At 65.6% G+C, this 21,960-nt stretch carries 17 protein-coding genes; 10 read left to right on the top strand and 7 right to left on the bottom strand.

Going from position 1 to position 21,960, the window contains the following annotated elements; translation table 11 throughout:
- The first annotated feature begins 61 nt into the window (after positions 1-61).
- From AC1ECK_RS18885 to AC1ECK_RS18865, 5 genes are all read left to right on the top strand, one after another.
- A complete protein-coding gene (locus AC1ECK_RS18885; protein ID WP_480321563.1) occupies positions 62-1,549 on the top strand; it encodes a CheR family methyltransferase in 1,488 nt (495 codons plus the stop codon).
- Positions 1,530-2,264: a chemotaxis protein CheW gene (locus AC1ECK_RS18880; protein ID WP_480321475.1), complete on the top strand. Its 735-nt coding sequence runs from the start codon at positions 1,530-1,532 to the stop codon at positions 2,262-2,264. The genes AC1ECK_RS18885 and AC1ECK_RS18880 overlap by 20 nt, the downstream gene beginning before the upstream one ends.
- The gene (locus AC1ECK_RS18875) at positions 2,261-4,738 is read left to right on the top strand and encodes a response regulator (protein ID WP_480321474.1); all 2,478 of its coding nucleotides are present in this window, start codon (positions 2,261-2,263) and stop codon (positions 4,736-4,738) included. The genes AC1ECK_RS18880 and AC1ECK_RS18875 overlap by 4 nt, the downstream gene beginning before the upstream one ends.
- Positions 4,735-5,742: a chemotaxis-specific protein-glutamate methyltransferase CheB gene (cheB, locus tag AC1ECK_RS18870; protein ID WP_480321473.1), complete on the top strand. Its 1,008-nt coding sequence runs from the start codon at positions 4,735-4,737 to the stop codon at positions 5,740-5,742. The genes AC1ECK_RS18875 and cheB overlap by 4 nt, the downstream gene beginning before the upstream one ends.
- A 65-nt stretch (positions 5,743-5,807) precedes the next feature.
- Positions 5,808-6,896, top strand: a complete 1,089-nt coding sequence (locus AC1ECK_RS18865; protein WP_480321472.1) for a GGDEF domain-containing response regulator — start codon at positions 5,808-5,810, stop codon at positions 6,894-6,896.
- A gap of 108 nt (positions 6,897-7,004) precedes the next feature.
- Here AC1ECK_RS18865 and AC1ECK_RS18860 read toward each other — a convergent pair whose 3' ends face one another.
- A complete protein-coding gene (locus tag AC1ECK_RS18860) occupies positions 7,005-7,283 on the bottom strand; it encodes an HU family DNA-binding protein (protein WP_137954307.1) in 279 nt (92 codons plus the stop codon).
- Positions 7,284-7,705: 422 nt separating this feature from the next.
- Here AC1ECK_RS18860 and AC1ECK_RS18855 point away from each other — a divergent pair, with 422 nt between their 5' ends.
- Positions 7,706-10,072 carry a DNA polymerase II gene (locus AC1ECK_RS18855; RefSeq protein WP_480321471.1) on the top strand — a complete coding sequence of 789 codons (2,367 nt, stop codon included), beginning with the start codon at positions 7,706-7,708 and terminating at the stop codon, positions 10,070-10,072.
- A 26-nt stretch (positions 10,073-10,098) separates the two neighbouring features.
- Here AC1ECK_RS18855 and AC1ECK_RS18850 read toward each other — a convergent pair whose 3' ends face one another.
- On the bottom strand, positions 10,099-10,377 hold the full coding sequence (locus AC1ECK_RS18850; RefSeq protein WP_480321470.1) for a hypothetical protein: 279 nt from the start codon (positions 10,375-10,377) through the stop codon (positions 10,099-10,101).
- 392 nt (positions 10,378-10,769) lie between these two features.
- On the opposite strand from AC1ECK_RS18850, the gene AC1ECK_RS18845 reads away from it, so the two are divergent.
- Both AC1ECK_RS18845 and AC1ECK_RS18840 read left to right on the top strand, forming a co-directional pair.
- Positions 10,770-11,084 carry a DUF4148 domain-containing protein gene (locus tag AC1ECK_RS18845; protein ID WP_480321469.1) on the top strand — a complete coding sequence of 105 codons (315 nt, stop codon included), beginning with the start codon at positions 10,770-10,772 and terminating at the stop codon, positions 11,082-11,084.
- A 129-nt stretch (positions 11,085-11,213) separates the two neighbouring features.
- Positions 11,214-11,780: a DUF4865 family protein gene (locus AC1ECK_RS18840; RefSeq protein WP_480321468.1), complete on the top strand. Its 567-nt coding sequence runs from the start codon at positions 11,214-11,216 to the stop codon at positions 11,778-11,780.
- A gap of 143 nt (positions 11,781-11,923) precedes the next feature.
- On the opposite strand, the gene AC1ECK_RS18835 is transcribed toward AC1ECK_RS18840, so the two are convergent.
- Complete coding sequence (locus tag AC1ECK_RS18835) at positions 11,924-12,511, bottom strand: TetR/AcrR family transcriptional regulator (protein ID WP_480321467.1); 588 nt, start codon at positions 12,509-12,511, stop codon at positions 11,924-11,926.
- Between the two features lie 115 nt (positions 12,512-12,626).
- Between AC1ECK_RS18835 and AC1ECK_RS18830 the strand changes: the two genes are divergently transcribed.
- On the top strand, positions 12,627-13,163 hold the full coding sequence (locus AC1ECK_RS18830; protein ID WP_480321466.1) for a tautomerase family protein: 537 nt from the start codon (positions 12,627-12,629) through the stop codon (positions 13,161-13,163).
- A gap of 210 nt (positions 13,164-13,373) precedes the next feature.
- Here AC1ECK_RS18830 and AC1ECK_RS18825 read toward each other — a convergent pair whose 3' ends face one another.
- The gene (locus AC1ECK_RS18825; RefSeq protein WP_480321465.1) at positions 13,374-14,168 is read right to left on the bottom strand and encodes a hypothetical protein; all 795 of its coding nucleotides are present in this window, start codon (positions 14,166-14,168) and stop codon (positions 13,374-13,376) included.
- 162 nt (positions 14,169-14,330) lie between these two features.
- Between AC1ECK_RS18825 and AC1ECK_RS18820 the strand changes: the two genes are divergently transcribed.
- Positions 14,331-16,943 (top strand): S9 family peptidase, encoded by a 2,613-nt coding sequence (locus AC1ECK_RS18820; RefSeq protein ID WP_480321464.1) that lies wholly within the window; start codon positions 14,331-14,333, stop codon positions 16,941-16,943.
- 86 nt (positions 16,944-17,029) lie between these two features.
- On the opposite strand, the gene AC1ECK_RS18815 is transcribed toward AC1ECK_RS18820, so the two are convergent.
- From AC1ECK_RS18815 to AC1ECK_RS18805, 3 genes are read right to left on the bottom strand one after another with little or no spacing between them, the layout of a single operon-like run.
- The gene (locus AC1ECK_RS18815; RefSeq protein WP_480321463.1) at positions 17,030-17,989 is read right to left on the bottom strand and encodes a dimethyl sulfoxide reductase anchor subunit family protein; all 960 of its coding nucleotides are present in this window, start codon (positions 17,987-17,989) and stop codon (positions 17,030-17,032) included.
- Positions 17,986-18,795 carry a 4Fe-4S dicluster domain-containing protein gene (locus AC1ECK_RS18810; RefSeq protein WP_480321462.1) on the bottom strand — a complete coding sequence of 270 codons (810 nt, stop codon included), beginning with the start codon at positions 18,793-18,795 and terminating at the stop codon, positions 17,986-17,988. The genes AC1ECK_RS18815 and AC1ECK_RS18810 overlap by 4 nt, the downstream gene beginning before the upstream one ends.
- 13 nt (positions 18,796-18,808) lie before the next feature.
- Positions 18,809-21,745, bottom strand: a complete 2,937-nt coding sequence (locus AC1ECK_RS18805) for a molybdopterin oxidoreductase family protein (RefSeq protein WP_480321561.1) — start codon at positions 21,743-21,745, stop codon at positions 18,809-18,811.
- Positions 21,746-21,960: the final 215 nt, after the last annotated feature.

Genomic DNA, 21,960 nt, shown 5'->3' with positions numbered 1-21,960 from the left:
CATGAGCTACGACCTGAGCGACTTCCTGAACCACGACCTGCACAACCATCCGACACGCCCCATGAACGCCGCCGACCCATGCTTCGAAGCTTGGCTCTCGCAAGAGACCGGGATCGATGCGTCTTCGCTTGGCAACAATGCATTGGAGCGCGCCGTGCTGGAACGCGTGCGCATCATGCAGCCGCCCGAGCCCGGTGCGCGCCTCGCGGACCGCGCGGTGGAGGCTTACTGGCATTTGCTGAACGGCTCGCCCGACGAGCGCCTCGCGCTCGTGGAAGCGCTGGTGGTGCCCGAGACCTGGTTCTTCCGGGACCGCGAGGCATTCGTCGCGCTGGCGCGGCTCGCCAACGAACGGCTCGTGCGCGATCCGTCCCATGTGGTGCGCGTGTTGAGCGTGCCGTGTTCGAGCGGCGAAGAGCCGTATTCGGTGGCGATGGCGCTGCTCGACGCAGGGATTGGCGCGGAGCGCTTTACGATCGACGCGCTCGATATCAGCGCTCGCGCGATCGAGCTGGCGCTAAAGTCCGTCTACGGACGCAACTCGTTTCGTGGCGGCGAATACGCGTTCCGCGACCGCCATTTCGGCCTAGCCGACGGAGGCTGGGTGCTCAACGACCGGGTCCGGCAAACCGTGCGCTTCGCGCAGGCGAATCTGTTCGACTCGCCGCCCAACGCCGGCGCACGCTACGATTTTATTTTCTGCCGCAACGTGCTGATCTATTTCCACCGCGATGCCCAGGATCGCGCCATTCATCTGCTCGATGGGCGGCTGGCCGATGGCGGCACGATCTTTGTCGGACCGGCCGAAACCGGCTTGATGATGCGCCATACGCTGAGTTCGGCGCGCATTCCGCTGGCCTTCGCCTTTCAGCGCACGCCGCCCGACGAGGCGGCGCAGCCAGGTTTTACGCTGTTCGCCAAGGCCGCGAGCGCGGGTGTGGCGGCGAGCTACGCTACCGTGACGGCGCCGCGAGACATGAGCGGCGTAGCGGGTAGCGACGGCATGGACAAAACACCGACGCTGCCGTTCCCGCAAGCGGCAAGCGCGTTTCTGCCTGCTCGCGTCCCTGCGCCGGCGCCCGCCTTCAACCTGCCGGCGCTAAAACCGGCCCCAGCCACGCCGCGTGCGGCACAACCAGCGCCTGCCCAGAGCCACGCGGCGCCGGCCCTCTCGCCCGCGTCGAGCGTGTCGCTGGCCGAGGCGCGCCGACTCGCCGACGCCGGCCAGTTCGACCAGGCCGAGCGCGTCGCGCAGGAATTCGCCATCGTGCACGGGCCGCATGCCGAGGCGTTTTATCTGCTTGGCCTGATCGCCGACGCCCAGGGCCGCAGCGCCGACGCGAGCGACTATTACCGCAAGGCGCTCTATCTCGAGCCCGCGCACTACGAGGCGCTCACGCATCTCGCGGCGCTGCTCGACGTCACCGGCGACAGCGCCGGTGCGCAGCAACTGATGCGGCGTGCCCAGCGCGCCGCGGCAAAAGCCGCGCCGCTTGACGGCGCTCCCTTGAACCCAACACGAGGCACGCATGGCTCACGGCGCCATTGAGACGACGGGCGCAGTCGTCTTCGTCGACGATTGCTGGAATCGAATTGGCGTGCGCGGCGACAACTCGTGCCCGAAGCTGGCCGAGCATTTCCGTTGCCTGAACTGTCCGGTGTTCGCGCAGGGCGCGGCGCGGCTGCTCGATCGTCCGCTCAGCGACGCGGACCTCGCTGAATCCGCCCTGGCAACGCCGCAGGTGCTGTCGCGCGAACAGGTCACGCCGAAACCAGCGGCATCCGAAGCCCAAAACGACCCGGCGGCCAGCCACTCTGCGCTGGTGTTTCGGATTGCCGACGAATGGCTCGCACTGCCGAGCGCCGCGTTGCGCCAGGTGGACGACATCCGCCCGATCCACGCCTTGCCGCACCGGCGCAACCGCGTCGTGCTCGGGGTCGTCAATATTCGCGGCGCCCTGACCGTGGCCGCCTCGCTTGGCGATCTGCTGCATCTGGATCGCTCGGCCGGCGGCAAGTACGCCGCGCGCAACTGTTATGCGCGCATGCTGGTGGCCGCGCATCGCGGCGAGCCGGTCGCCTTCCCCGTGGACGAGGTCGAAGGCGTGGTGCGCTTTGCCGCCGGTGCGTTGCTGCCGGTGCCGACCACCCTGGCGCACGCCAGCGCATCGCATACGCGCGGCGTACTGGCCTGGCGCGAGCGGACCGTCGGCCTGCTCGATACCGACCGCGTGTTCGAATCGCTCGCCCGGAGTCTGCGATGAGTCTCGACGACGATCTGAGCCGCCGTTCCTTACTCGACCTGTTCCGCGAGGAGGCACAGACGCAAACGCGCGTGCTCTCGGGCGGCTTGCTCGCGCTCGAGCACGAGCCGGCCGATGCGGCGCAACTCGAGGCCTGCATGCGCGCCGCGCACTCGCTGAAGGGCGCGGCGCGCATCATCGGCCTGCAGGATGGCGTCGACATTGCGCATTTGATGGAGGAATGTTTCGTGGCGGCGCAACGCGGCGCGCTACGGCTCTCGGCCGCTCATATCGACGAATTGTTGCGCGGGGTCGACCTGCTGCTGCGCGCCGGCGACGCGGACCCGGCGGCCGCGCTCACGCGGGCCGAAGTCGACGCGTTCGTGGCGCGTCTGGCAGCCTTCAGCTCGATGCCGGAGGATGCTCACAACGCGCCCGAAAACGCCACGATGCTGTCGGCCTGGGGCGGAAGTCTCGCCGCAGACGCAACAGCAACCTCAGCAGCAACCTTAGCGACGGACCCGGACGACGACGCGACGATGCGCGCCGCACTCGCCATCCTTGGTGCCGAAGCGGCCAAACTGCCTGCCGGCCCTGCCGGGACAGCAGCGCAAGGCATCGAAGCACTCGCCACCGGCCCCACGTCAAACGAGGCATCTATCGCCGAGCCGCCGCTCACGCCGGCCCCGCCGTCTGCACCGCCGCCCGCCGCCGGCTTCGGCGCCGCGCAGAATCTCCACGGCGCACGCGATCCGGAGCGCATGCTGCGCGTGCGCGCCGACAACCTCGACCGGCTGCTGAGCCTGTCGGGCGAGTCGCTGGTCGAATCGCGCTGGCTCAAACCGTTTGGCGAGTCGATGCTGCGCATCAAGCGCACCCAGCACGACGCGGCACGTGCGCTCGACGCCTGTTACGAAACGCTTGCCGAGCGCCTCGAACCGCAGACGCTAGCCGCGCTCGACGCCGTGCGGCAGACGCTCGGCACCACGCAGCATCTGCTGGCTACGCGCATCGACGAGCTCGACCGGTTCGACCGCCGCGGCAGCCACCTTGCGCAACAACTGTACGACGAAGCGTTGCAATGCCGCATGCGCCCGTTCGGCGACGCGACCCACGCCTATCCGCGCATCGTGCGCGACCTTGCACGCTCGCTCGGCAAGCGCGTGCGTTTTTCGGTTGTGGGCGAATCGACCCAGATCGATCGCGACATTCTCGACATGCTCGACGCGCCGCTCGGCCACCTGCTGCGCAACGCGCTCGATCACGGCGTCGAAGCGCCCGAGGCGCGCCTTGCGAGCGGCAAGCCGGCCGAAGCCACGCTGACGCTCGAAGCCCGGCATAGCGCCGGCAAACTGCTGATCAGCGTCAGCGACGACGGCGCCGGTGTCGACCTCGATGCCTTGCGCGACGCGATCGTGCGCCGGCAACTGGCCGACCGGGAGACCGCCGCGCGTCTGTCGGATCAGGAACTGCTCGAATTTCTGCTGCTGCCGGGCTTCTCGATGCGCGCTCAGGTGACCGATGTTTCGGGCCGCGGCGTCGGACTCGATGCGGTGCACGAAATGGTCAAGGCGGTACGCGGCACGGTGCGCATCGTCACCGAACCCGGTCACGGCACGCGCTTCGTGTTGCAGTTGCCGCTGACGCTCTCGGTGATCCGCAGCCTGCTCGTGCAGGTAGGTGGCGAGGCCTACGCGTTCCCGCTGGCCCACGTGCGCCGCACGCTGGAACTGGCGCGTGGCGGGATCGACATGCTCGAAGGGCAGCAGCATTTCGCCTTCGACGGCCGGCCGGTCGGTCTCGTCACCGCGCATCAGTTGCTCGGCACCGAGGCGCCGGACGAAACGCGCGCCAATGTCGCGGTGGTCGTGATCGGCGACGAGCGCGGCACCTATGGCATCGCCGTCGACAGCTTTCTCGGCGAGCACATGCTGGTGGTCCAGCCGCTCGACAGCCGCCTCGGCAAGATCAAGGATATCGCCGCCGGCGCGTTGATGGAAAATGGCGAGGCGGTGCTGATCGTCGACGTCGAAGACCTGCTGCGCTCGGTCGACAAGCTCGTGCGCGGCGGCCAGCTCGACAAGGTGCAGGGTGCGCACGGCGTCGCCGTGCGCACCCGCAAGCATGTGCTGGTAGTCGAAGATTCGCTGACGGTGCGCGAACTCGAGCGCAAGCTGCTGGAAAAGCGCGGCTATACGGTCACCGTCGCGGTGGACGGCATGGACGGCTGGAACGCCTTGCGCAACACGCATTACGATCTGGTCGTCACCGACATCGACATGCCCCGCATGGACGGCATCGAACTGGTCACGCTGATCAAGCAGGACGCACTCCTGAAAAACGTGCCGGTGATGATCGTGTCATACAAGGATCGCGACGAAGATCGCCGCCGGGGGCTCGACGCCGGCGCCGATTATTATCTGGCCAAGGGCAGCTTCCACGACGAAGCGCTGCTCGATGCGGTGCACGACCTGATCGGAGAAGCCCAGACATGAACATCGGCATCGTCAACGACTTGCCGCTTGCGGTGGAGGCCATGCGCCGCGCGATCGCCTTGCGACCGGAACACCGCGTGCTATGGGTGGCCACCGACGGCGCCCAGGCCGTCGACTTCTGCCTGGCGCAGCCGCCCGACGTGGTGCTGATGGACCTGATCATGCCGCGGTTCGATGGCGTCGAGGCGACTCGCCGCATCATGGCGCAAGCGCCCTGCGCGATTCTCGTGGTGACGAGCAGCGTCGGCGCGAACGCGTGGCGCGTCTACGAAGCGATGGGCGCCGGTGCGCTCGATGCGGTGGACACCCCCACGCTCGCCGACAACCGTCTCGCCGACGCCTCGCAGCCGTTGCTTGCCAAGATCGACCAGATCGGCCGCCTGCTCGACAAGCCGATCGTCACGCCCACGCCACGGCGCGGCGCCACAGTGGCTCGCGCGGCGGCGCCGTTGATCGCGATCGGCGCCTCCGCGGGCGGCCCGAGCGCCCTCTCCGCGATACTCGGCAAACTGCCGGCGGACTTCGGCGGCGCCATCGTGATCGTGCAGCACGTCGACAAGGCGTTTGCCGAGGGCATGGCGCAATGGCTCGACGGCCAGAGCGCCCTGAAGGTGCGCGTCGCCGTCGACGGTGACCAGCCCACCCCGGGCGAGGCTCTGCTGGCCGCCACCAACGACCACCTGCAGATGACGCACGGCGGCGCGCTCGGTTACACCAGAGAGCCGTCTACCACGCCGTACCGCCCTTCCGTCGACGTGTTTTTTCATAGCGTGGTCGAGCACTGGCGCGCCGATGCGATCGGCGTGCTGCTCACCGGCATGGGCCGCGACGGCGCCATCGGACTGAAGGCAATGCGCGCCAAGGGCTACCTGACGATCGCTCAGGACCAGGCCAGCAGCGCCGTCTACGGCATGCCGAAGGCCGCGGCCGCGCTCGACGCGGCACGCCGGATCCTGCCGCTCGGCAGTATTGCGGCGGAACTGACGGCGAGCGTCAAACGATGAGGCCGGTATGAATAGAATGATTGGCATCACACGCGTAACGCGCGTTTCCAAAACGGGTAACAACCATGGCAAATGATCAAACCGGCTCGCCTGACCAGCGGGCCACGACGGCAACGGCAAAAGACGGTGCCGACGCGACGCTCGAAGCGGCCCGGGCGGCGCTGCAGATGCCGTCTCCCTCCGAGCAGCCGGTGATGGTGCTGCTGGTGGACGACCAGGCGATTGTCGCGGAAGCGGTACGCCAGGCACTCGCCGGCGAGGACGGCATTGACTTCCACTACTGCGCGCGCGCCGACGAAGCGATGAAAGCGGCCGTCCAGACCCGGCCGACGGTGATCCTGCAGGATCTGGTGATGCCCGGCATCGACGGACTGACGCTCGTCAAGGCATACCGCGCAACGCCGGCCATCCGTGACGTGCCGATCATCGTGCTGTCCACCAAGGAAGAGCCGGTGATCAAAAGCGCCGCTTTTGCCGCCGGGGCGAACGATTACCTCGTCAAACTGCCGGATCGTATCGAGCTGGTGGCGCGCCTGCGCTACCACTCGCGTTCGTACGTCAGCCTGCTGCAGCGCGACGAAGCGTACCGCGCGCTGCGTCAGTCGCAGCAGCAACTGATGGAAGCCAATCTGGAATTGAGGCGGCTGACTCATTCTGACGGCCTGACAGGCCTGTCGAACCGGCGCTACCTCGACGAGTATCTGAGCGCCGAATGGCGGCGCGGCACGCGCGACCGGGCGGAAATGTCGTTGTTGATGATCGACGTCGACAATTTCAAGCTCTACAACGACACGTACGGCCACGTGGCGGGCGACGAGGTGCTCAAGCAGATTGCCGCGACGGTGGAACGCTGCCTCGGCCGGCCGGGCGACCTGGCGGCGCGCTTCGGGGGGGAGGAGTTCGCGGTGGTGTTGCCGGGTACGGAACTGCAGGGCGTGCGCACGCTTGCCGAAAAAATCCGCAGCGAGGTGGAAGCGTTGCAAGTGCCGCACGCCAATTCGTCGACGGGGCAATTCCTGACGATCAGTATCGGAGGAGCGTCGGCCATTCCAACCAGCGAAGCGCCGATGACCTCGCTCATCGAAGCCGCGGACCTCGCGTTGTACAAGGCAAAGCGCGACGGCAAGAATCAGGTGGCCCTGACCGGGGATTAAGACGGAAACGGGCTCGCCGCGCCAGCTAACCGGCGCGCTACGAGCCCGTAAGTGCCGCGCAGCACGCCCCCCGAAGGAGGCACCAGCCGCGCAGGATCGACGCAGCGATCAGGAAGCGTTTACCGCGTCCTTGAACGCCTTGCCGGCGGTAAACTTCACCGTCTTTGCCGCAGCGATCTGGATTTCCGCGCCGGTTGACGGGTTACGGCCGACGCGCGCAGCGCGGGCGCCGGTCGAAAACGCGCCGAAGCCGATCAACTGAACGGTTTCTCCCTGAGACACCGCATTCGTCACCGCTTCGATGATCGCGTCGATCGACTTGCCGGTGGCCGTCTTGCTTTCGCCCGTCGCTGCCGCAACTGCGTCAATCAGTTCCTGCTTGTTCATTGCACATCCCTTTCTGTATTGATAGAACCGGCGCCTTCAAACAGCGCCAGACCCGCCACCCTACCTCATCCGGGCGCTTCTGCGCAAACCCGTGGCGTAGGGAATGCCTGACGAGACACCCCCTTCGCAGGCTACGACAGGCCCGCGGGCGGCTCAGTTCCCGGGCAAAGCAAGCCCCGTTCCAGGGCATGCGGACGCCGCCCGGGACAGCGCCGCGAGCCGCCATGGTACCGCACCCGCGGCGGCAAAGGCACGCCAGGCGAGGGTTTGCGGGCATTCAAGCACTACGTTTTCTTACCCTCGGGGTGCCCGGAACATGCCGCAGCAGGCCCAGCGGGCAGACCTTCGGGAGCCGGCCCCATGGCCATTGGCAAGTAAAATAGCCTTCAAACGGATTGATAACAGTTTTACAAAGGGTTGCGGTGGTTCAACAACAGCAGGGTTTTCTTCTAACCCGACATTGGCGCGACACGCCGGCTGGCACGGAAGTCGACTTCTGGCTGGCGACCGACAGCGGCCCGCAACATGTGCGCCTTGCGCCCCAGACCTCGGTCGCGTTCATCCCGGCGGAGCAGCGCCAGCAGGCCGAATGGGTGCTGCGCGACGAACGCCACGTCGAGTTGCGCCCGCTCGCGCTGAGCGACTTTCACCAGCGCCCCGTCCTCGGTCTGTATTGCCGCCAGTACCGTCAGTTGCTGAAGCTCGAAAAGCTGCTGAAGAGCCACGGCGTGAACGTCTACGAAGCGGATATCCGCCCGCCCGAGCGCTACCTGATGGAGCGCTTCATCACCGCGCCGGTCGTGTTTGGCGGCGAGGCTGCCGGCGCGGGCCGCTGGCTCAACGGCGAGATGAAGCCCGAAGCGGTGTATCGCCCGGCGTTGAAGCTCGTCTCGCTCGATATCGAAACCACCGCGCACGGCGAGTTGTACTCGATCGCGCTGGAAGGCTGCGGCCGGCGGCAGGTGTACATGCTCGGGCCACCGAACGGCGACGCCGGCGGACTCGACTTCGAACTCGAGTATTGCGACACGCGTGCCCTGCTGCTGGAGAAGCTCAACGACTGGATGCAACGGCACGATCCCGACGCGGTGATTGGCTGGAACCTCGTGCAATTCGATTTGCGCGTGCTGCAGGAGCACGCGGAGCGATATCAGACACCGTTGCGCCTCGGCCGAGGCGGCGACGTGATGGAGTGGCGCGAGCACGGCGGCAAGCAGAATCATTTCTTCGCGGCCGCGGCGGGGCGTTTGATTATCGACGGCATCGAGGCCTTGCGCTCCGCCACCTGGAGTTTTCCGAGCTTCAGCCTCGAATACGTTGCGCAAGAACTGCTTGGCGAAGGCAAGGCGATCGACAATCCCTACCAGCGCATGGCGGAAATCGACCGCCGTTTCGCCGAAGACAAACCGGCGCTGGCACGCTACAACCTGAAGGACTGCGAACTGGTCACGCGGATTTTCGCCAGAACCGAGTTGCTGACCTTCCTGCAGGAGCGCGCCACCGTGACCGGGCTGGCCGCGGACCGCAGCGGCGGTTCGGTGGCGGCATTTACGCATCTGTACATGCCGCTGATGCACCGTCAGGGCTATGTCGCGCCGAACCTCGGCGATACGGCGGAGGAAGCCAGCCCCGGCGGCTTCGTGATGGATTCCCAGCCGGGTCTCTATGATTCGGTGCTGGTGCTCGACTACAAAAGCCTCTACCCATCCATCATCCGCACCTTTCTGATCGATCCGGTGGGCCTCGTCGAAGGGATGCGCGATCCTGACGAGAGCGCCTCGGTTGCGGGTTTTCGTGGCGCCCGCTTCTCGCGCAGCAAGCATAGCCTGCCCGCTATCGTCGGACAGGTCTGGCAAAGTCGCGAGGCGGCCAAGCGGCAACAGAACAAACCGCTGTCGCAGGCCTTGAAGATCATCATGAACTCGTTTTACGGCGTGCTGGGGTCCAGCGGCTGCCGCTTTTTCGACCCGCGGCTCGCCTCCTCCATTACGATGCGCGGCCACGAGATCATGCACCGCACCCGGGAGCTGATCGAGGCCCGCGGCTATCAGGTGATCTATGGCGACACCGACTCCACTTTCGTCTGGCTGAAGCGGGCCCGTAGCGAGGAACAGGCCACGCAGACCGGCCGTGCGCTCGTCAAACATGTGAACGACTGGTGGCGCGAGCATCTGCAGCAGACGTTCGGCCTGGAAAGCGCACTGGAATTGCAGTTCGAGACGCATTACCGGCGCTTTCTGATGCCGACCATTCGCGGCGCCGAGCAAGGCAGCAAGAAGCGTTACGCGGGGCTGGTGGTCAAGCCGGACGGTAGCGAAGAGATGGTCTTCAAAGGTCTGGAGACGGTGCGCACCGACTGGACTCCGCTCGCACAGCAATTCCAGCGGGAACTCTATCTGCGTATTTTCAAGCAGCAGCCCTATCAGGACTATGTGCGCGATTACGTGCTGCGCACCCTGAGGGGAGAATTCGACGATCTGCTGGTGTACCGGCGGCGCTTGCGCCGCAATCTGGAGGACTATCGGCGCAATGTCCCGCCGCATGCGCGGGCGGCCCGCATGGCCGACGAGTTCAACCTTCAGCAAGGCCGGCCCCTGCAGTATCAAAACGGCGGCTGGATTACCTATGTGATGACCGTGGCCGGCCCCGAGCCGCTGGAGACGCAACGCTCGGCAATCGACTACGATCATTACCTGACGCGCCAGCTACAGCCGGTAGCCGACGCGATCCTGCCGTTTCTCGGCGACGACTTTTCCGCGTTGATGACGGGACAAAAGGAACTGTTTTAGGCAAAGCCCGCCGCTATTTCAGCCGCTCATGGCCGCTCACGCGTCCAGATACGCGACCTCGCCATGCAGTTAGGTGTTGAGCCCACGCTGCTCGGCAGCCGCATCGAGTAACCGAAGGCGAACCAGAGCACCGTTGTCCATGCCAGAGAAATGAAACTCTGCATCATGATCGACAGCACGTTCCTGCGTTCTACCAGACCGCCGTAGAAGAACGCGAGTCCCGGCGTCATCAGCATGACGAGGCTCGCACACAGCAGCATGAAAGCGGTGTTGCCAACGTTGATCGGCATGGTTGCGGAAAGCACAGCTTGTCTCCTTGAATTTGTCTTCGCGTGCGATGAGCAGGCAAAGCTTTCTACTCTCTTGCGCCATGAATTTCGTGAGGATGACGTAACATCCGCCGATTCTCGTTTTCATGGCTGTCGAAAAGTAGTTTGCTCGTGGCAGCGCCGCAATACGCGTGGCCGCTATTGCTGGATTCAGCTAGCCGATATGAGCGCGGCGGGACGCGCTTGCGTCACCGATGGACAGGGGTAAACCACGGCGCCGAAATCACGGGAGACGCAATACTGAGTTGTGAAAACGCAGGGAAAAAGAAATTGCGGCGTTACTAGACTGTAATGATGGCGAGCGTATCGAGCAGGTTTCGCCGTGCCTGCGATACGCCGTCATACCCAACCTCTGGAGGGAGTGCATCATGAAAACGCTAGCGTATGCCATTGCCGCAGTCTCGCTTCTGGCTGTGCCGGTTGCCTCCTCCGCGCAATCGACGAACGAGCCTGTGACACGCGCGCAGGTCCGCGAACAACTGATCGAACTCGAACAGGCCGGCTACAACCCCGGTGCAGCGAACGATTACAACTATCCCCAGGATATCCAGGCCGCCGAAGCACGCGTGGCGGCGCGCAAACAGGCCGAAGGCACTGGCTATGGTCCAGCCATGAACGGATCGGAGCAGTCGGGTCAGCAAGACATGCAGCCGGGCATGAATTCGCAGAGCGTAGCGCACTGACCGCCGTTCGCCGTCTCAACCAGGGCTGGCGATTTGCTTTCCTCATAACAGCTATCGCGGCGCGGGTCTTCACTGAAAACCCGCGCCGGTGCACACTGCGAACCGTTCCTTCGAGCGATGGAGAACGACATGTTTGCGATGCAGTATTCACACCGGCTACCCGCCGACTACGATTTGCAGATCATCCGTCAGCGAGTGGCTGAGCGCGGGCCGCTGTGGGACGACACGCAAGGCCTCGTCTGCAAGGTGTTCGCCTCGCAACAACGCAACCGGCATGGCGCAGCAGGCAATCTCTATGCATCGGTGTATCTATGGTCCGATTCGGATGCAGCGGTCCGCTTTTTGATGGGCGAGCGCTTTCAGGCGGTGGTTGATGCCTTTGGCCGGCCGCAGATCGAAACGTGGTTGCCGCTCGATGCGCGGCGCGGGCACGCGACCGGGGCGCTCTCGCTCTATCGGGACGAGCGTGTGCTGAAGGCCACAGAGGATCGCGCGGCGTTGCAGCTTGACGAACTCGAAGTCAATCGCGAGATCGCCGCGCGGGCCGACACCGTGGCGGTATGGGCTGCGCTCGATCTGTCGGCCTGGCGCCTGATCCGGTTTACGCTTTCGTCAGCACCGGCCGAGCCGGCACGTGGCGGCGAAATCTATGACGTGATGCATCTGGCACAACCGGGACTTCATGGACTGAAATGAAGGACTGAAGCGAGACGCTGAAGTGGTGATCGGCCTAACTGAGCAACTTAGGTGAGCGGCAGCCCTAAGCGGCAGGCGGCCAACCCGGCTCGTCTCAAACCACTCCTGCGCCTCTGTTGCCTGAAAGCCGTGCTCGAACCCACTCACTCGCTCTCGCCCCCCAACAGCTTCACCGCCTCCTGAACCGCAGCCGCGATCTGCTCCCCGGTCGCCTCGTTCGGCACGGCACGGGCCAGCGTTACCCCGCCGGCCAACAGCGACAACAACACCCAGGCCCTCGCCTCGCGCTCGGCCTGAGTGCCCTCCGGCAAGCCCGCCGCGACCGCCGCCATGACCCGCTGCAACTCGCCCTCATAGGCGGTGCGGGCCGCCAGATCCGCCCGTTCGATCTCTGCCGACAGACTCGGCAACGTGCAGGCGTCGCCCAGCTCGCAGGTGCGCTTGTAGCCCATATAGAACGCAGCGAACACCCCCAGCCAGTGCTTGCCGTGCTCAGCGCGAAAGCTTTCCACACCCCGCCTCAGATCCTGCAGACCCGCCACCACGGCGGCGGCGAAGGCCTCCGCCTTGGAGCGGAAATGCCCATAAAACGCTCCGTGCGTGACGTTCGCCTCCCGCGCCAGCCCGTCCACGCCGCTCCCGCCATAACCCTGCTTGCGAAAGCCACGCCCAAGCGCATCCACCAGGCGGGCGCGACTCTCTTCCTTATGCCCCTGCGCGTAGCGCGCCATCTTTGCCCTCCTTTTACATGACGATCGTCACATAATTCTTGATTAAATTACGATCCCAATATAATTTACCGGGGAAGCGCTGGCAATCGTCAGCGCACGTCCCGAGGAGAATCGTATGCCTTTGCTACGTATCACCCACCAGCGCGACGCCTTTACGGCCGCCCAGAAAGCCCAGCTCGCCGAGCATCTCACTGCTGCAATCCTGGTTGCCGAAGTCGGCGCCGACACCCCTGCCGGCCGTGCGGTCGCCTACGTGTTGTTCGACGAAGTGGACCCGAAAACGGCATGGTTCGTCGGCGGCAAGCCGGATCTCGATCCACCCAAGGGCGGCCGCCTGCTGTTCGACGTGGTCTACCCGTATGGCGCCGCCGCGCAGGTGGACAAGACCGCGCTGCACGCGCGGATCAACGCGATCGTGGCCGAGACGCTCGACGTCGACGGCACTTTCCCGCAGCGCGGCGGCGACTGGGTGCTGATCCACGAAGTGCCGGACGGCAACTGGGGCGCGAGCGGCCGGACCATCGGGATTCGCGAGATCAATCAGATCGCGGGCGGCACGCCCGAGCGCGCGGATTACTTCGAGCCGCTGCTGGCCGCGCAACAGCGCATGCAGGCAGCTCACGGCTATCCCGAGGGGGCCGGCCGGTCATGAACGGCTTCTGAGCAGATAGTGAACGCCGCATGATCCAGACAATCTGATCCTCGTCACCCTTCGTATAAAGCCATGCAGACTATCTGATCAGTACTCCGGATAATGTGGCCTTCCAATGATCTGTTTGATTTTCTGCCATAAGCAGATATCGCTCTGCCGGGGCTGGCCGTGCCGCTGCGGCTCGCGTCGGCCCGGGGCGTGATGGTCCGCTTACTCTGCCGCCACGGCGCCTGGCGTCGTGGCGCGCACACGAGCGACGTTTGCCAGACGCTTGGTGCAGCCCTGCACGCAGACCGCAAGCGCAGTTGCCTCCGCAAAAACAACGAGCGGCGGCTGATGCGGCAGCATGAATGCCAGAAACAGGCAGAACGCCGCAAACGAAAACCGCCCCAGCACCATCCCGCGCAGTAACGCTATGACAAAGTCGGCACCGTGAGCGCGATGCGACGACACGGACAGCACGCTGCCCAGCAACGGAAACACCGCGAGCAGGCCGCTCCAGCTCGCGCCCGCCCAGCCGGAGAGCGAGGTCACCAGCAGCGTGAGCACCATGCCTGCGAGCATGCGGCTGATGAGGTCGGTACGGGTCAGCGCCGCGCCAGTCGCGACAGCCGCGCTACGCGGCAAGAAAGACTGCCCGAACAGCACCGCCGCCAGCGCGGCGCCCAGCGCCCAGAGCGGCGAGGCAGGCAGGAATGACAGCGCGCAGGCGGCCAACAGCCACATCGTCAGCGCGGCCAATAGGGCGATTGGCCAGGCGCGGGCGCGGCAGGTCCAGGCATAGGCGAAATTGAATGCTTCGGACGCGAGGATCGCCGAAAGCGAGAGCGTGGCGGCATGCGCGCCGAATTGCGGCCCGTGGGCCAGTACCAGCAGGTAGAGAATCGGTCCGGCCACCACCGGCAACCCGGCGAGCCACCCTGCAACGGATGGCCCCCACCACTTGCCCGACATGGACACGATCAACAGGAAGACGGGGACAAGCGTGAGCTTGAGTGCCAGCATGACGGAATCGCGCGGGTATAAAGGCGGATCTTACCAAACGGTCTTGATGCGGCGAGCAAAGATTTGACATCCCAGCTTGAAGCATCGCGCTCGCCGCATGCAATACTGCGCGTTACCGTTTCATCTGACGACTTCATTTCCGCAAAACCTGTCACGCAGCCGATGACCTCTCACTCCGCCACTTCCCGTCTCGCCGTCGCCGCGTTCGTCCTGTCGATCACCGCTCAAACCGCACTCGCGCAACAGAGCGCCACGACGCCTGCCCCGTCCCAGTCCGCGGTCCAGGGTTACAGCCAGCCGTCCAAAGCGATTCTCGATGTGATGCTCGCGCCGCCGTTGCCGACGCCGGTGGTGAGTCCGACCGCCGACCGGGCGCTGCTCGTCACCTGGCAGGAGTATCCGTCCATCGCGCGGGTCGCGACGCCGTTCCTGCGGCTCGCCGGCGTGCGCGTCGAACCCGCCAACCGCAGCCGCCACGACACGCCCGGCGGCTATGGCATCCCGTCCTGCGCGACCCGCTTCGAGCTGGTGCCGTTCGCAAGCGGCGCCACGCGGCCGGTCACGCTGCCGGCCGGCGTCTGCGCGACCCGCCCGCACTGGAGCGCCGACGGCAAGCGCTTCGCGTTCGAAAATGTGACGGCGCACTCGGTCGACCTGTGGGTCGGCGACGGCGACACGGGCGCGGTCCGCCGGATTGCCGGCGTGCAGTTGAACCCGATGTTCGGCGACGAACTGATGTGGATGCCCGACCAGACCTCGCTGCTCGTCAAGCTCGTGGCCGCGCGCAGCGGTCCGCCGCCCGCCGCCACGGAGGCATCGGTTGGTCCGAGCATTCAGGAATCCGACGGCCAGCGCGGCCAGAGCAGCACCTACGAGACGCGCGATACGCTCAGGAACGTGCAAGACGAAGCGCTGTTCGACTATTACGCCGCCTCGCAGCTCGCGCTGGTCGACACACGCACGACCAGGGTCACGCCGCTCGGGACGCCCGCGCGGTTCGACGGCCTCGCACCGGCGCCGGACGGGCGGCACGTGCTGGTGTCGACGATCGAGCGGCCATATTCCTATGTCACGACCGCTGAGCGCTTTCCGCACGATTACACGGTCTGGGACATCGCGAACCGCGCACACATCGCGACTCATCTGATCGTGTCGCGTCCGCTGGCCGACCGGGTGCCGATCGCCGGCGCGCCGCTCGGGCCGCGCAACTTCTCGTGGCGGCCGAGCGAACCGGCTACGCTGGTGTGGGCCGAAGCGCTCGACGGCGGCGACTGGAACGTCGACGTGCCGGAGCGCGACAAGGTGATGATGCTCAAGGCGCCGTTCGATGCCGCGCCGCGTGAAGTGACGCGCCTGCACCAACGCTACGCGGGTCTTGCATGGACCTCGCAGCCGGATCTCGCGCTGCTCTCCGAGTACGACCACAACCGCCACTGGCAGCGCACCTTCATGGTCGACGTCGATGCGCCGCAGGTCACGCAGCGCGTGCTGTGGGACATGTCGAGCGACGAGAAATATGCGGACCCCGGCACGCCGGTGACGCGGATGCAGCCGAACGGCTTCCGGGTGATCCGCGTGGACGACGGCGCGATCTTCCTCGACGGCGAAGGCGCCTCGCCGGCCGGCAGCCGGCCGTTCCTCGACCGGCTCGACCTCGCGACGCTCAAGACGGAGCGCCTGTTCCGCAGCGACAAGACAGCCTTCGAGCGCTTCGTCACGTTTGCCGGCACCGGCACGCAGTCGTTCCTCACGTGGCACCAGACACCGAACGATCCGCCGAATCTGTTCGAGCGCACGCTCGGCGCCTCCATCGACGCACCGGCTGGCGAAGCCGGCTACGCTTCGAGCGCAACCCCGCTTACCCACCTCGTCGATCCGACGCCGGTGGTGCGCCAGATCAGGAAGCGCCTCGTCAAATACAAGCGCGCCGACGGGCTCGACCTGTCGTTCACGCTCTACACGCCACCCGGCTATCAGGAAGGCACGCGAGTGCCCGCGATCCTGTACGCCTACCCGCTCGACTATGCCGATGCGGCGACGGCCGGCCAGGTGAGCGGTTCGGAGCAGACCTTCACGCGCCTGAAGAACTACCGGCTGATGCTGCTTGCGGGCTACGCGATTATCGACAACGTGTCGTTCCCGATCATCGGCGATCCGAAGCACGCGTACGACACCTACAACGCGCAGCTCGTCGCCGACGCCAAGGCTGCGGTCGATGAGGCGGTGCGGCTTGGCGTCGTCGATCCGGAGCGCATCGGCGTCACCGGTCACAGCCACGGCGCGTTGATGACCGCCAATCTGCTGGCGCATTCCGACCTGTTCCGCGCGGGCGTGGCGACGAGCGGTTCGTACAACAAGACGCTCACACCGTTCGGCTTCCAGAACGAGCGGCGCTCGGTGTGGCAAGCGCAGGATGTCTACTCGAAGGTATCGCCATTCTTCTACGCCGACCAGTTGAAGACGCCGCTGCTGATCGTGCACGGCATGGACGACGCCAATCCGGGCACGACTCCGCTGCAGGCGACGCTGCTGTACGAAGCGCTGCGCGGCAACGGCGGCACGACGCGGCTGGTGATGCTGCCGCATGAACCGCACTGGTATTCGGCGCTTGAATCGAACGAGCAGCTCGTGTACGAGATGCAGCGCTGGTTCGACCGCTACGTGAAGAATGCGCCGCCGCGGGCGGCTGCCGCGCAGTCTGCCGCGGCGGCCACGGGTGGGTCGGGTGCGGCGGCCACTACGGATGCGGCGAGCGCGACGCCACTCGCCCAGTGAAGCTCATCCCCTGCTGGCGGCAAGCGCTCACGCATGCCGCCAGCAGCGCAGATGATCTTGTTTAAGAGCCGCACCGCTAGCTGCACTCAGGCGGCCTGCCGATAGTAAAGATTCTGCGGATGCCGCGCTTCGGCGAAGAAGAACCAGCGCTCCGCCACCAACCCTGCGTACTGCACCGCGCACGCGGCGCACAGCAGCCAGAACGACGCAGCCAGCGACGACACGCTGCCACCGAGTGCGATCAGCACCACCGGCACGGCGAAAGCGGCCACCAGAAAGGTCCATTTGATCCGGCGCAGCGCTTGCGGTGTTTTGCCGTGAAAGAACTCGCGCAGATTGAACGCGCCAGCCGTAAAACCGCGCGACTCCTGCTCCAGCTTCGCCGACTGGATGCCGGTCGCGCTCTGCACGGTCGACCTGGGCCGCAAGCGCGCATTGCGCAGCAGCGACGCAACCCGGCTCGCACAGCCCAGCAGCGTCAATGCAGCGGCCCAGACCGCCAATCCGGACACCAGCCCCGGCGCGAACCAGGCGGAGCACGCCGTCGCAATCGTGAAGCCGGACGCGCAACCGAGCAGCACGAAGTTGAGCATCGTCAGCGGCGTTGCCCATTCCTGCAGAAAACGCAGGCACGCGTAAATCATCGAGGTACACACGAACAGCACGGCACTGGCGAGCACGCCCAGCGCGCCGATTGCGAGCGACCACGGCGAGCCGAGCCAGTGCGCCACACCATAGGCAAAGGCACAGGCGAGAAACACCGGCAGCGCGAGGCATTCGCGCGACAGCCACGACGTACGCCACATCGCAATCGCCCGCCATGCGCGCTCGGGATGGCCAAGGTGGAAAAACGAAGCCAGCAGTCCCAGGCCGCCCAGCCCGACCGCGAGCGCCGCACCGAGCACAAAGAACATCTGCGGCGGAACGGCGCCGGCTGCGATCAGCCCAAGCCGCACGCCCAGTTCGACGCCGAACAGCGCGATCAGCAGCCCCTGCCCCGCGCCGCTTAGCGTGGTCAGAAACACCACGGAAAATGCGGGCTTCATGCGCCCCTCCCCAAGCTCAAGATATTGAAGACGCGCTCGAGCATGCCGGCGGCGGGCCTGCGCGCTTCGGCCTGCGGCTGTCCTCGTGTGACCGGAGCATCGGCGGCAGCGGGCGCGCTCGTTGCATCCGCAACCAACGCGTCGGCGCTGCCTTGCGACTTGCAGGAACACGATTCGCCGCCACAGCCCGTCGTCTTCTGGCGCGGCAAATAGTGATTGGCGGGTTTGGTCTGCCACTCCGGCATCAACTGGTAACCGCCTCGCTCGCGGATCGCTTGCGACACCACCGAATCCGGATCGTGGATATCGCCGAAGAGCCGCGCCGAAGTCGGACACGCGAGCACGCAGGCCGGCTTGCGGTCGCGCTCGGGCAGCGCCTCGTTATGGATGCGATCCGCGCACAGCGTGCACTTGGTCATCTCCTGACGCGCTTCGTCGAGCTCGCGTGCGCCGTAAGGACAGGCCCACGCACAGTACTTGCAGCCGATGCATTTGTCGAAGTCCACCAGCACGAGCCCGTCTTCCTTGCGCTTATAGCTCGCACCGGTCGGACAGACCGGCACGCACGGCGGATCCTCGCAGTGCAGACACGACTTCGGAAAGTGGATCGTGTCCGTGAGTGGGAACTCGCCGGCCTCGAAGGTCTGCACGCGGTTGAAGAACGTGCCGGAGGGATCGGCGTCGTAGGGGCGCAGATCGGCCAGGCTGCCGGCCTCGCCGGAGGTGTTCCATTCCTTGCAGCTCGTCACGCACGCGTGGCACCCCACGCAGACGTTCAGATCGATTACGAGCGCCATCTGGGTCATCGGAGGTTCCTCGTCATTTTTGCTTGCCGGCGCCACGCAGACGCGCGGCAAACTCGCCGCGCCCGGCGAAGTAGGTTTGCACGATGCGTTGGGCGATCCCGGCCCGCGCCACGCCGGTCGATCCGGGCAACGGTTGCATCGCCGCGAATTGCGGCAAGGTGTGATCCGCGTCGGCCTCGGCCGGATAAACGCGCACCCGGACGTCGTACCACGCGGCCTGCCCGGTGACCGGATCCGAGTTCGAGATGCGCTCGCCGCCGGGCGTGGCGCCCGGCAACTCGTCGGTGATCAGGTGGTTGAGCAGGAAGCCGCGCTGCGATTCGTTGGCATCGGGCCCGAGGTTCCAGGCGCCGGCGGCCTTGCCGATCGCGTTCCACGTCCACACCGTGCCCGGCTCCACCGCCTCGCTATAGCGCGCCATGCAGCGCACCTTGCCCCACGGCGATTCGACATAGATCCAGCCGCCGTCTTCGATACCGTTCTCGCGCGCCATCGACGGATTCATGAACAGGTAGTTCTCGCCGTGAATCTGCCGCAGCCACGCGTTTTGCGAGTCCCAGGAGTGATACATCGCCATCGGCCGCTGCGTGACGGCCGCGAGCGGAAAACGGGCGCGATCCGTGACCGCCAGTTCGAGCGGCTCGTACCAGAACGGCAGAGGATCGAAGTAACGCTCGACGCGCTCGCGCAGACGATCGGGCGGCTGCCGGCCCGCCGTCTTGCCCTGGGCGGCGAGGCGGAACTTCTGCATCACATCCGAGTAAAGCTGGATCACGATCGGCGTGTCGAACTTGCGAAAGCCATGCTCGACCGCCCACTTCAGATACGCTCCATTGGCGCCGCGCATGTATTGCAGCGTTTCCGGCAAGGTGTAATGGAACACGCAGTTGTGGCTGGCGTACTGCTCCCATTGGTTCGGGTTCGGCTCGCCCACCAGCGCCTTGTCGCCGTCCTTGCCGCGCCAGCCGATCAGGAACCCCACGCCGGAATCCGGCGCGGTCTGGAAGTTGACGATGAAGTCTGGATAGTCGCGGAACTTGCGCGTGCCCTCTTTCGTCGTGAATGCCGGCAGCTTCAGGCGGCTCGCCAGTTCGATCAGCACTTCCTGGAACGGCTTGCACTCGCCGGTCGGCGGCACCACCGGCACGCGCACGGAATCCACCGGGCCGTCGAACTCGGAGATCGGCCGGTCGAGCACCGACATCGCGTCGTGGCGTTCCAGATAGGTCGTGTCGGGCAGGATCAGATCGGCGAACGCGGTCATCTCCGACTGGAACGCGTCGCAGACCACCAGGAACGGAATTTTGTAGTCGCCGTTTTCCTGCTTGTCCACCAGCATCTTGCGGACTTCGACCGTATTCATCGACGAGTTCCATGCCATGTTGGCCATGAAAATCAGCAGCGTATCGATCGGGTAAGGATCGCCGCGCCATGCGTTGGTGATCACGCTATGCATCAGCCCGTGCACGGCCAGCGGGTATTCCCACGAGAACGCCTTGTCGATCCGCACGGGTTTGCCGTCGTTGTCGATAAACAGATCCTCGGGTGCGGCCGGCCAGCCAAGCGGCCCATTGGCGAGCGGCGTATTCGGCTGCACGGCGTCGGGGCTGCTCGGCGGTTTGGCCGACGGCGGCACCGCGCGCGGATACGGCGACTTGTGGCGAAAGCCGCCCGGCCGGTCGATTGTGCCCATCAGCGACATCAGCACCGCCAGCGCGCGGATCGACTGGAAGCCGTTTGAATGCGCCGCGAGGCCACGCATCGCGTGAAAGGCGATCGGATTGCCGGTGACGCTCTCGTGCGTTTCGCCCCAGGCGTCGGTCCAGCGGATCGGCAAGCTGATCTTGTGATCGCGTGCCGTCTGCGCCATCTCGCGCGCGAGGCGGCGGATCACGTCGGCGGAGATGCCGGTGATCCCGGCGGCCCATTCCGGCGTGGTGTCCGCCACACGTTCGCGCAGCAAGGCAAACGACGGCGTCACCGGCGTGCCGTCATCGAGCGTGAAATTGCCTTCGAGCGCCGGCTGCGCGCCCGGCGTGTGATGCCGCACCGCGCGCTGCGTGTTCAGATCCCACCACAGGTGGTTTTGCGGAAACAGCGGATTGACTTCGGGCAGGCCCGCTTCACGCACGAACAGGCCGAACGCGTCGCTCGCCGTATTCATGTCGAGCAGTTCGGCCGCGTTCGTATAACGCGTGACGAACTCGTGGTCGTAGGCGTCGGTTGCGAGCAGTTCGTGGATCAGCGCCATGAACAGCGCGCCGTCGGTGCCGGGGCGAATCGGCACCCATTCGTCGGCGATCGCCGCGTAGCCGGTGCGGATCGGGTTGATGGCAATGAAGCGGCCACCCGCGCGCTTGAACTTCGAAAGCGCGATTTTCAGCGGATTGGAATGATGGTCCTCGGCGGTGCCGATCATGAAGAACAGCTTCGCGCTGTCGAGGTCGGGGCCGCCGAATTCCCAGAACGAGCCGCCGATCGTATAGATCATCCCGGCCGCCATGTTGGCCGAGCAGAAGCCGCCGTGGGCTGCGTAATTGGGCGTGCCGAACTGCCTGGCGAACAGCCCGGTGAGCGCCTGCATCTGGTCGCGGCCGGTAAACAGCGCGAACTTGCGCGGATCGGTGGCGCGCAGATGGGCAAGACGCTTTTCGAGGGTGGCGAACGCCACCTCCCACGAGACCGGTTCGAACTGCGCGCTGCCGCGCTCGGCGCCCGCTTTGCGCATCAACGGCTGGGTCAGGCGCGCCGGCGAATACTGCTTCATGATGCCCGACGAGCCCTTCGCGCAGATCACGCCCTGGTTGAGCGGGTGCTCGGGGTTGCCGTCGATATAGCGCACTTCGCCGTCGCGCAGATGCACGCGAATGCCGCAGCGGCAGGCACACATGTAGCACGTGGTGGTTTTGACTTCGAGCTTTTCGTTTTGCGTGCGCGCGTGGTGTTCCATCCTTACCTCCCAGGTCTTGCCGACTGCGTGAGCCCCGGCTTTGCCGCGGTCCTGCCGCGCTTCTGCCTTGCTTCTCGCGCCCGGCCGCATCGGCGTGCGGGCGGCGTCAGCGGATTCGTTCATCCTAAGACCGTTATAAGCAAATGAAAAATCGCTATTTAGTATCCAATGTATCGTGCGCACCGATAGTTTCAGAACCTTGCCCAGTTGCTTGC

This window comes from Paraburkholderia sp. SSBN10T (genome assembly GCF_056619545.1).
The sequence above is the reverse complement of the archived record's forward strand: the minus strand, read 5'-3'. Positions and strand labels throughout refer to the sequence as shown.

What these genes read in the sequence shown, in the direction of transcription:
- AC1ECK_RS18885 (WP_480321563.1), top strand. Translation starts at nt 62, where the DNA reads ATGAACGCCGCCGACCCATGCTTCGAAGCTTGGCTCTCGCAAGAGACC.
- AC1ECK_RS18880 (WP_480321475.1), top strand. Translation starts at nt 1,530, where the DNA reads ATGGCTCACGGCGCCATTGAGACGACGGGCGCAGTCGTCTTCGTCGAC.
- AC1ECK_RS18875 (WP_480321474.1), top strand. Translation starts at nt 2,261, where the DNA reads ATGAGTCTCGACGACGATCTGAGCCGCCGTTCCTTACTCGACCTGTTC.
- cheB (WP_480321473.1), top strand. Translation starts at nt 4,735, where the DNA reads ATGAACATCGGCATCGTCAACGACTTGCCGCTTGCGGTGGAGGCCATG.
- AC1ECK_RS18865 (WP_480321472.1), top strand. Translation starts at nt 5,808, where the DNA reads ATGGCAAATGATCAAACCGGCTCGCCTGACCAGCGGGCCACGACGGCA.
- AC1ECK_RS18860 (WP_137954307.1), bottom strand. Translation starts at nt 7,283, where the DNA reads ATGAACAAGCAGGAACTGATTGACGCAGTTGCGGCAGCGACGGGCGAA.
- AC1ECK_RS18845 (WP_480321469.1), top strand. Translation starts at nt 10,770, where the DNA reads ATGAAAACGCTAGCGTATGCCATTGCCGCAGTCTCGCTTCTGGCTGTG.
- AC1ECK_RS18840 (WP_480321468.1), top strand. Translation starts at nt 11,214, where the DNA reads ATGTTTGCGATGCAGTATTCACACCGGCTACCCGCCGACTACGATTTG.
- AC1ECK_RS18835 (WP_480321467.1), bottom strand. Translation starts at nt 12,511, where the DNA reads ATGGCGCGCTACGCGCAGGGGCATAAGGAAGAGAGTCGCGCCCGCCTG.
- AC1ECK_RS18830 (WP_480321466.1), top strand. Translation starts at nt 12,627, where the DNA reads ATGCCTTTGCTACGTATCACCCACCAGCGCGACGCCTTTACGGCCGCC.
- AC1ECK_RS18825 (WP_480321465.1), bottom strand. Translation starts at nt 14,168, where the DNA reads ATGCTGGCACTCAAGCTCACGCTTGTCCCCGTCTTCCTGTTGATCGTG.
- AC1ECK_RS18820 (WP_480321464.1), top strand. Translation starts at nt 14,331, where the DNA reads ATGACCTCTCACTCCGCCACTTCCCGTCTCGCCGTCGCCGCGTTCGTC.
- AC1ECK_RS18815 (WP_480321463.1), bottom strand. Translation starts at nt 17,989, where the DNA reads ATGAAGCCCGCATTTTCCGTGGTGTTTCTGACCACGCTAAGCGGCGCG.
- AC1ECK_RS18810 (WP_480321462.1), bottom strand. Translation starts at nt 18,795, where the DNA reads ATGACCCAGATGGCGCTCGTAATCGATCTGAACGTCTGCGTGGGGTGC.
- AC1ECK_RS18805 (WP_480321561.1), bottom strand. Translation starts at nt 21,745, where the DNA reads ATGGAACACCACGCGCGCACGCAAAACGAAAAGCTCGAAGTCAAAACC.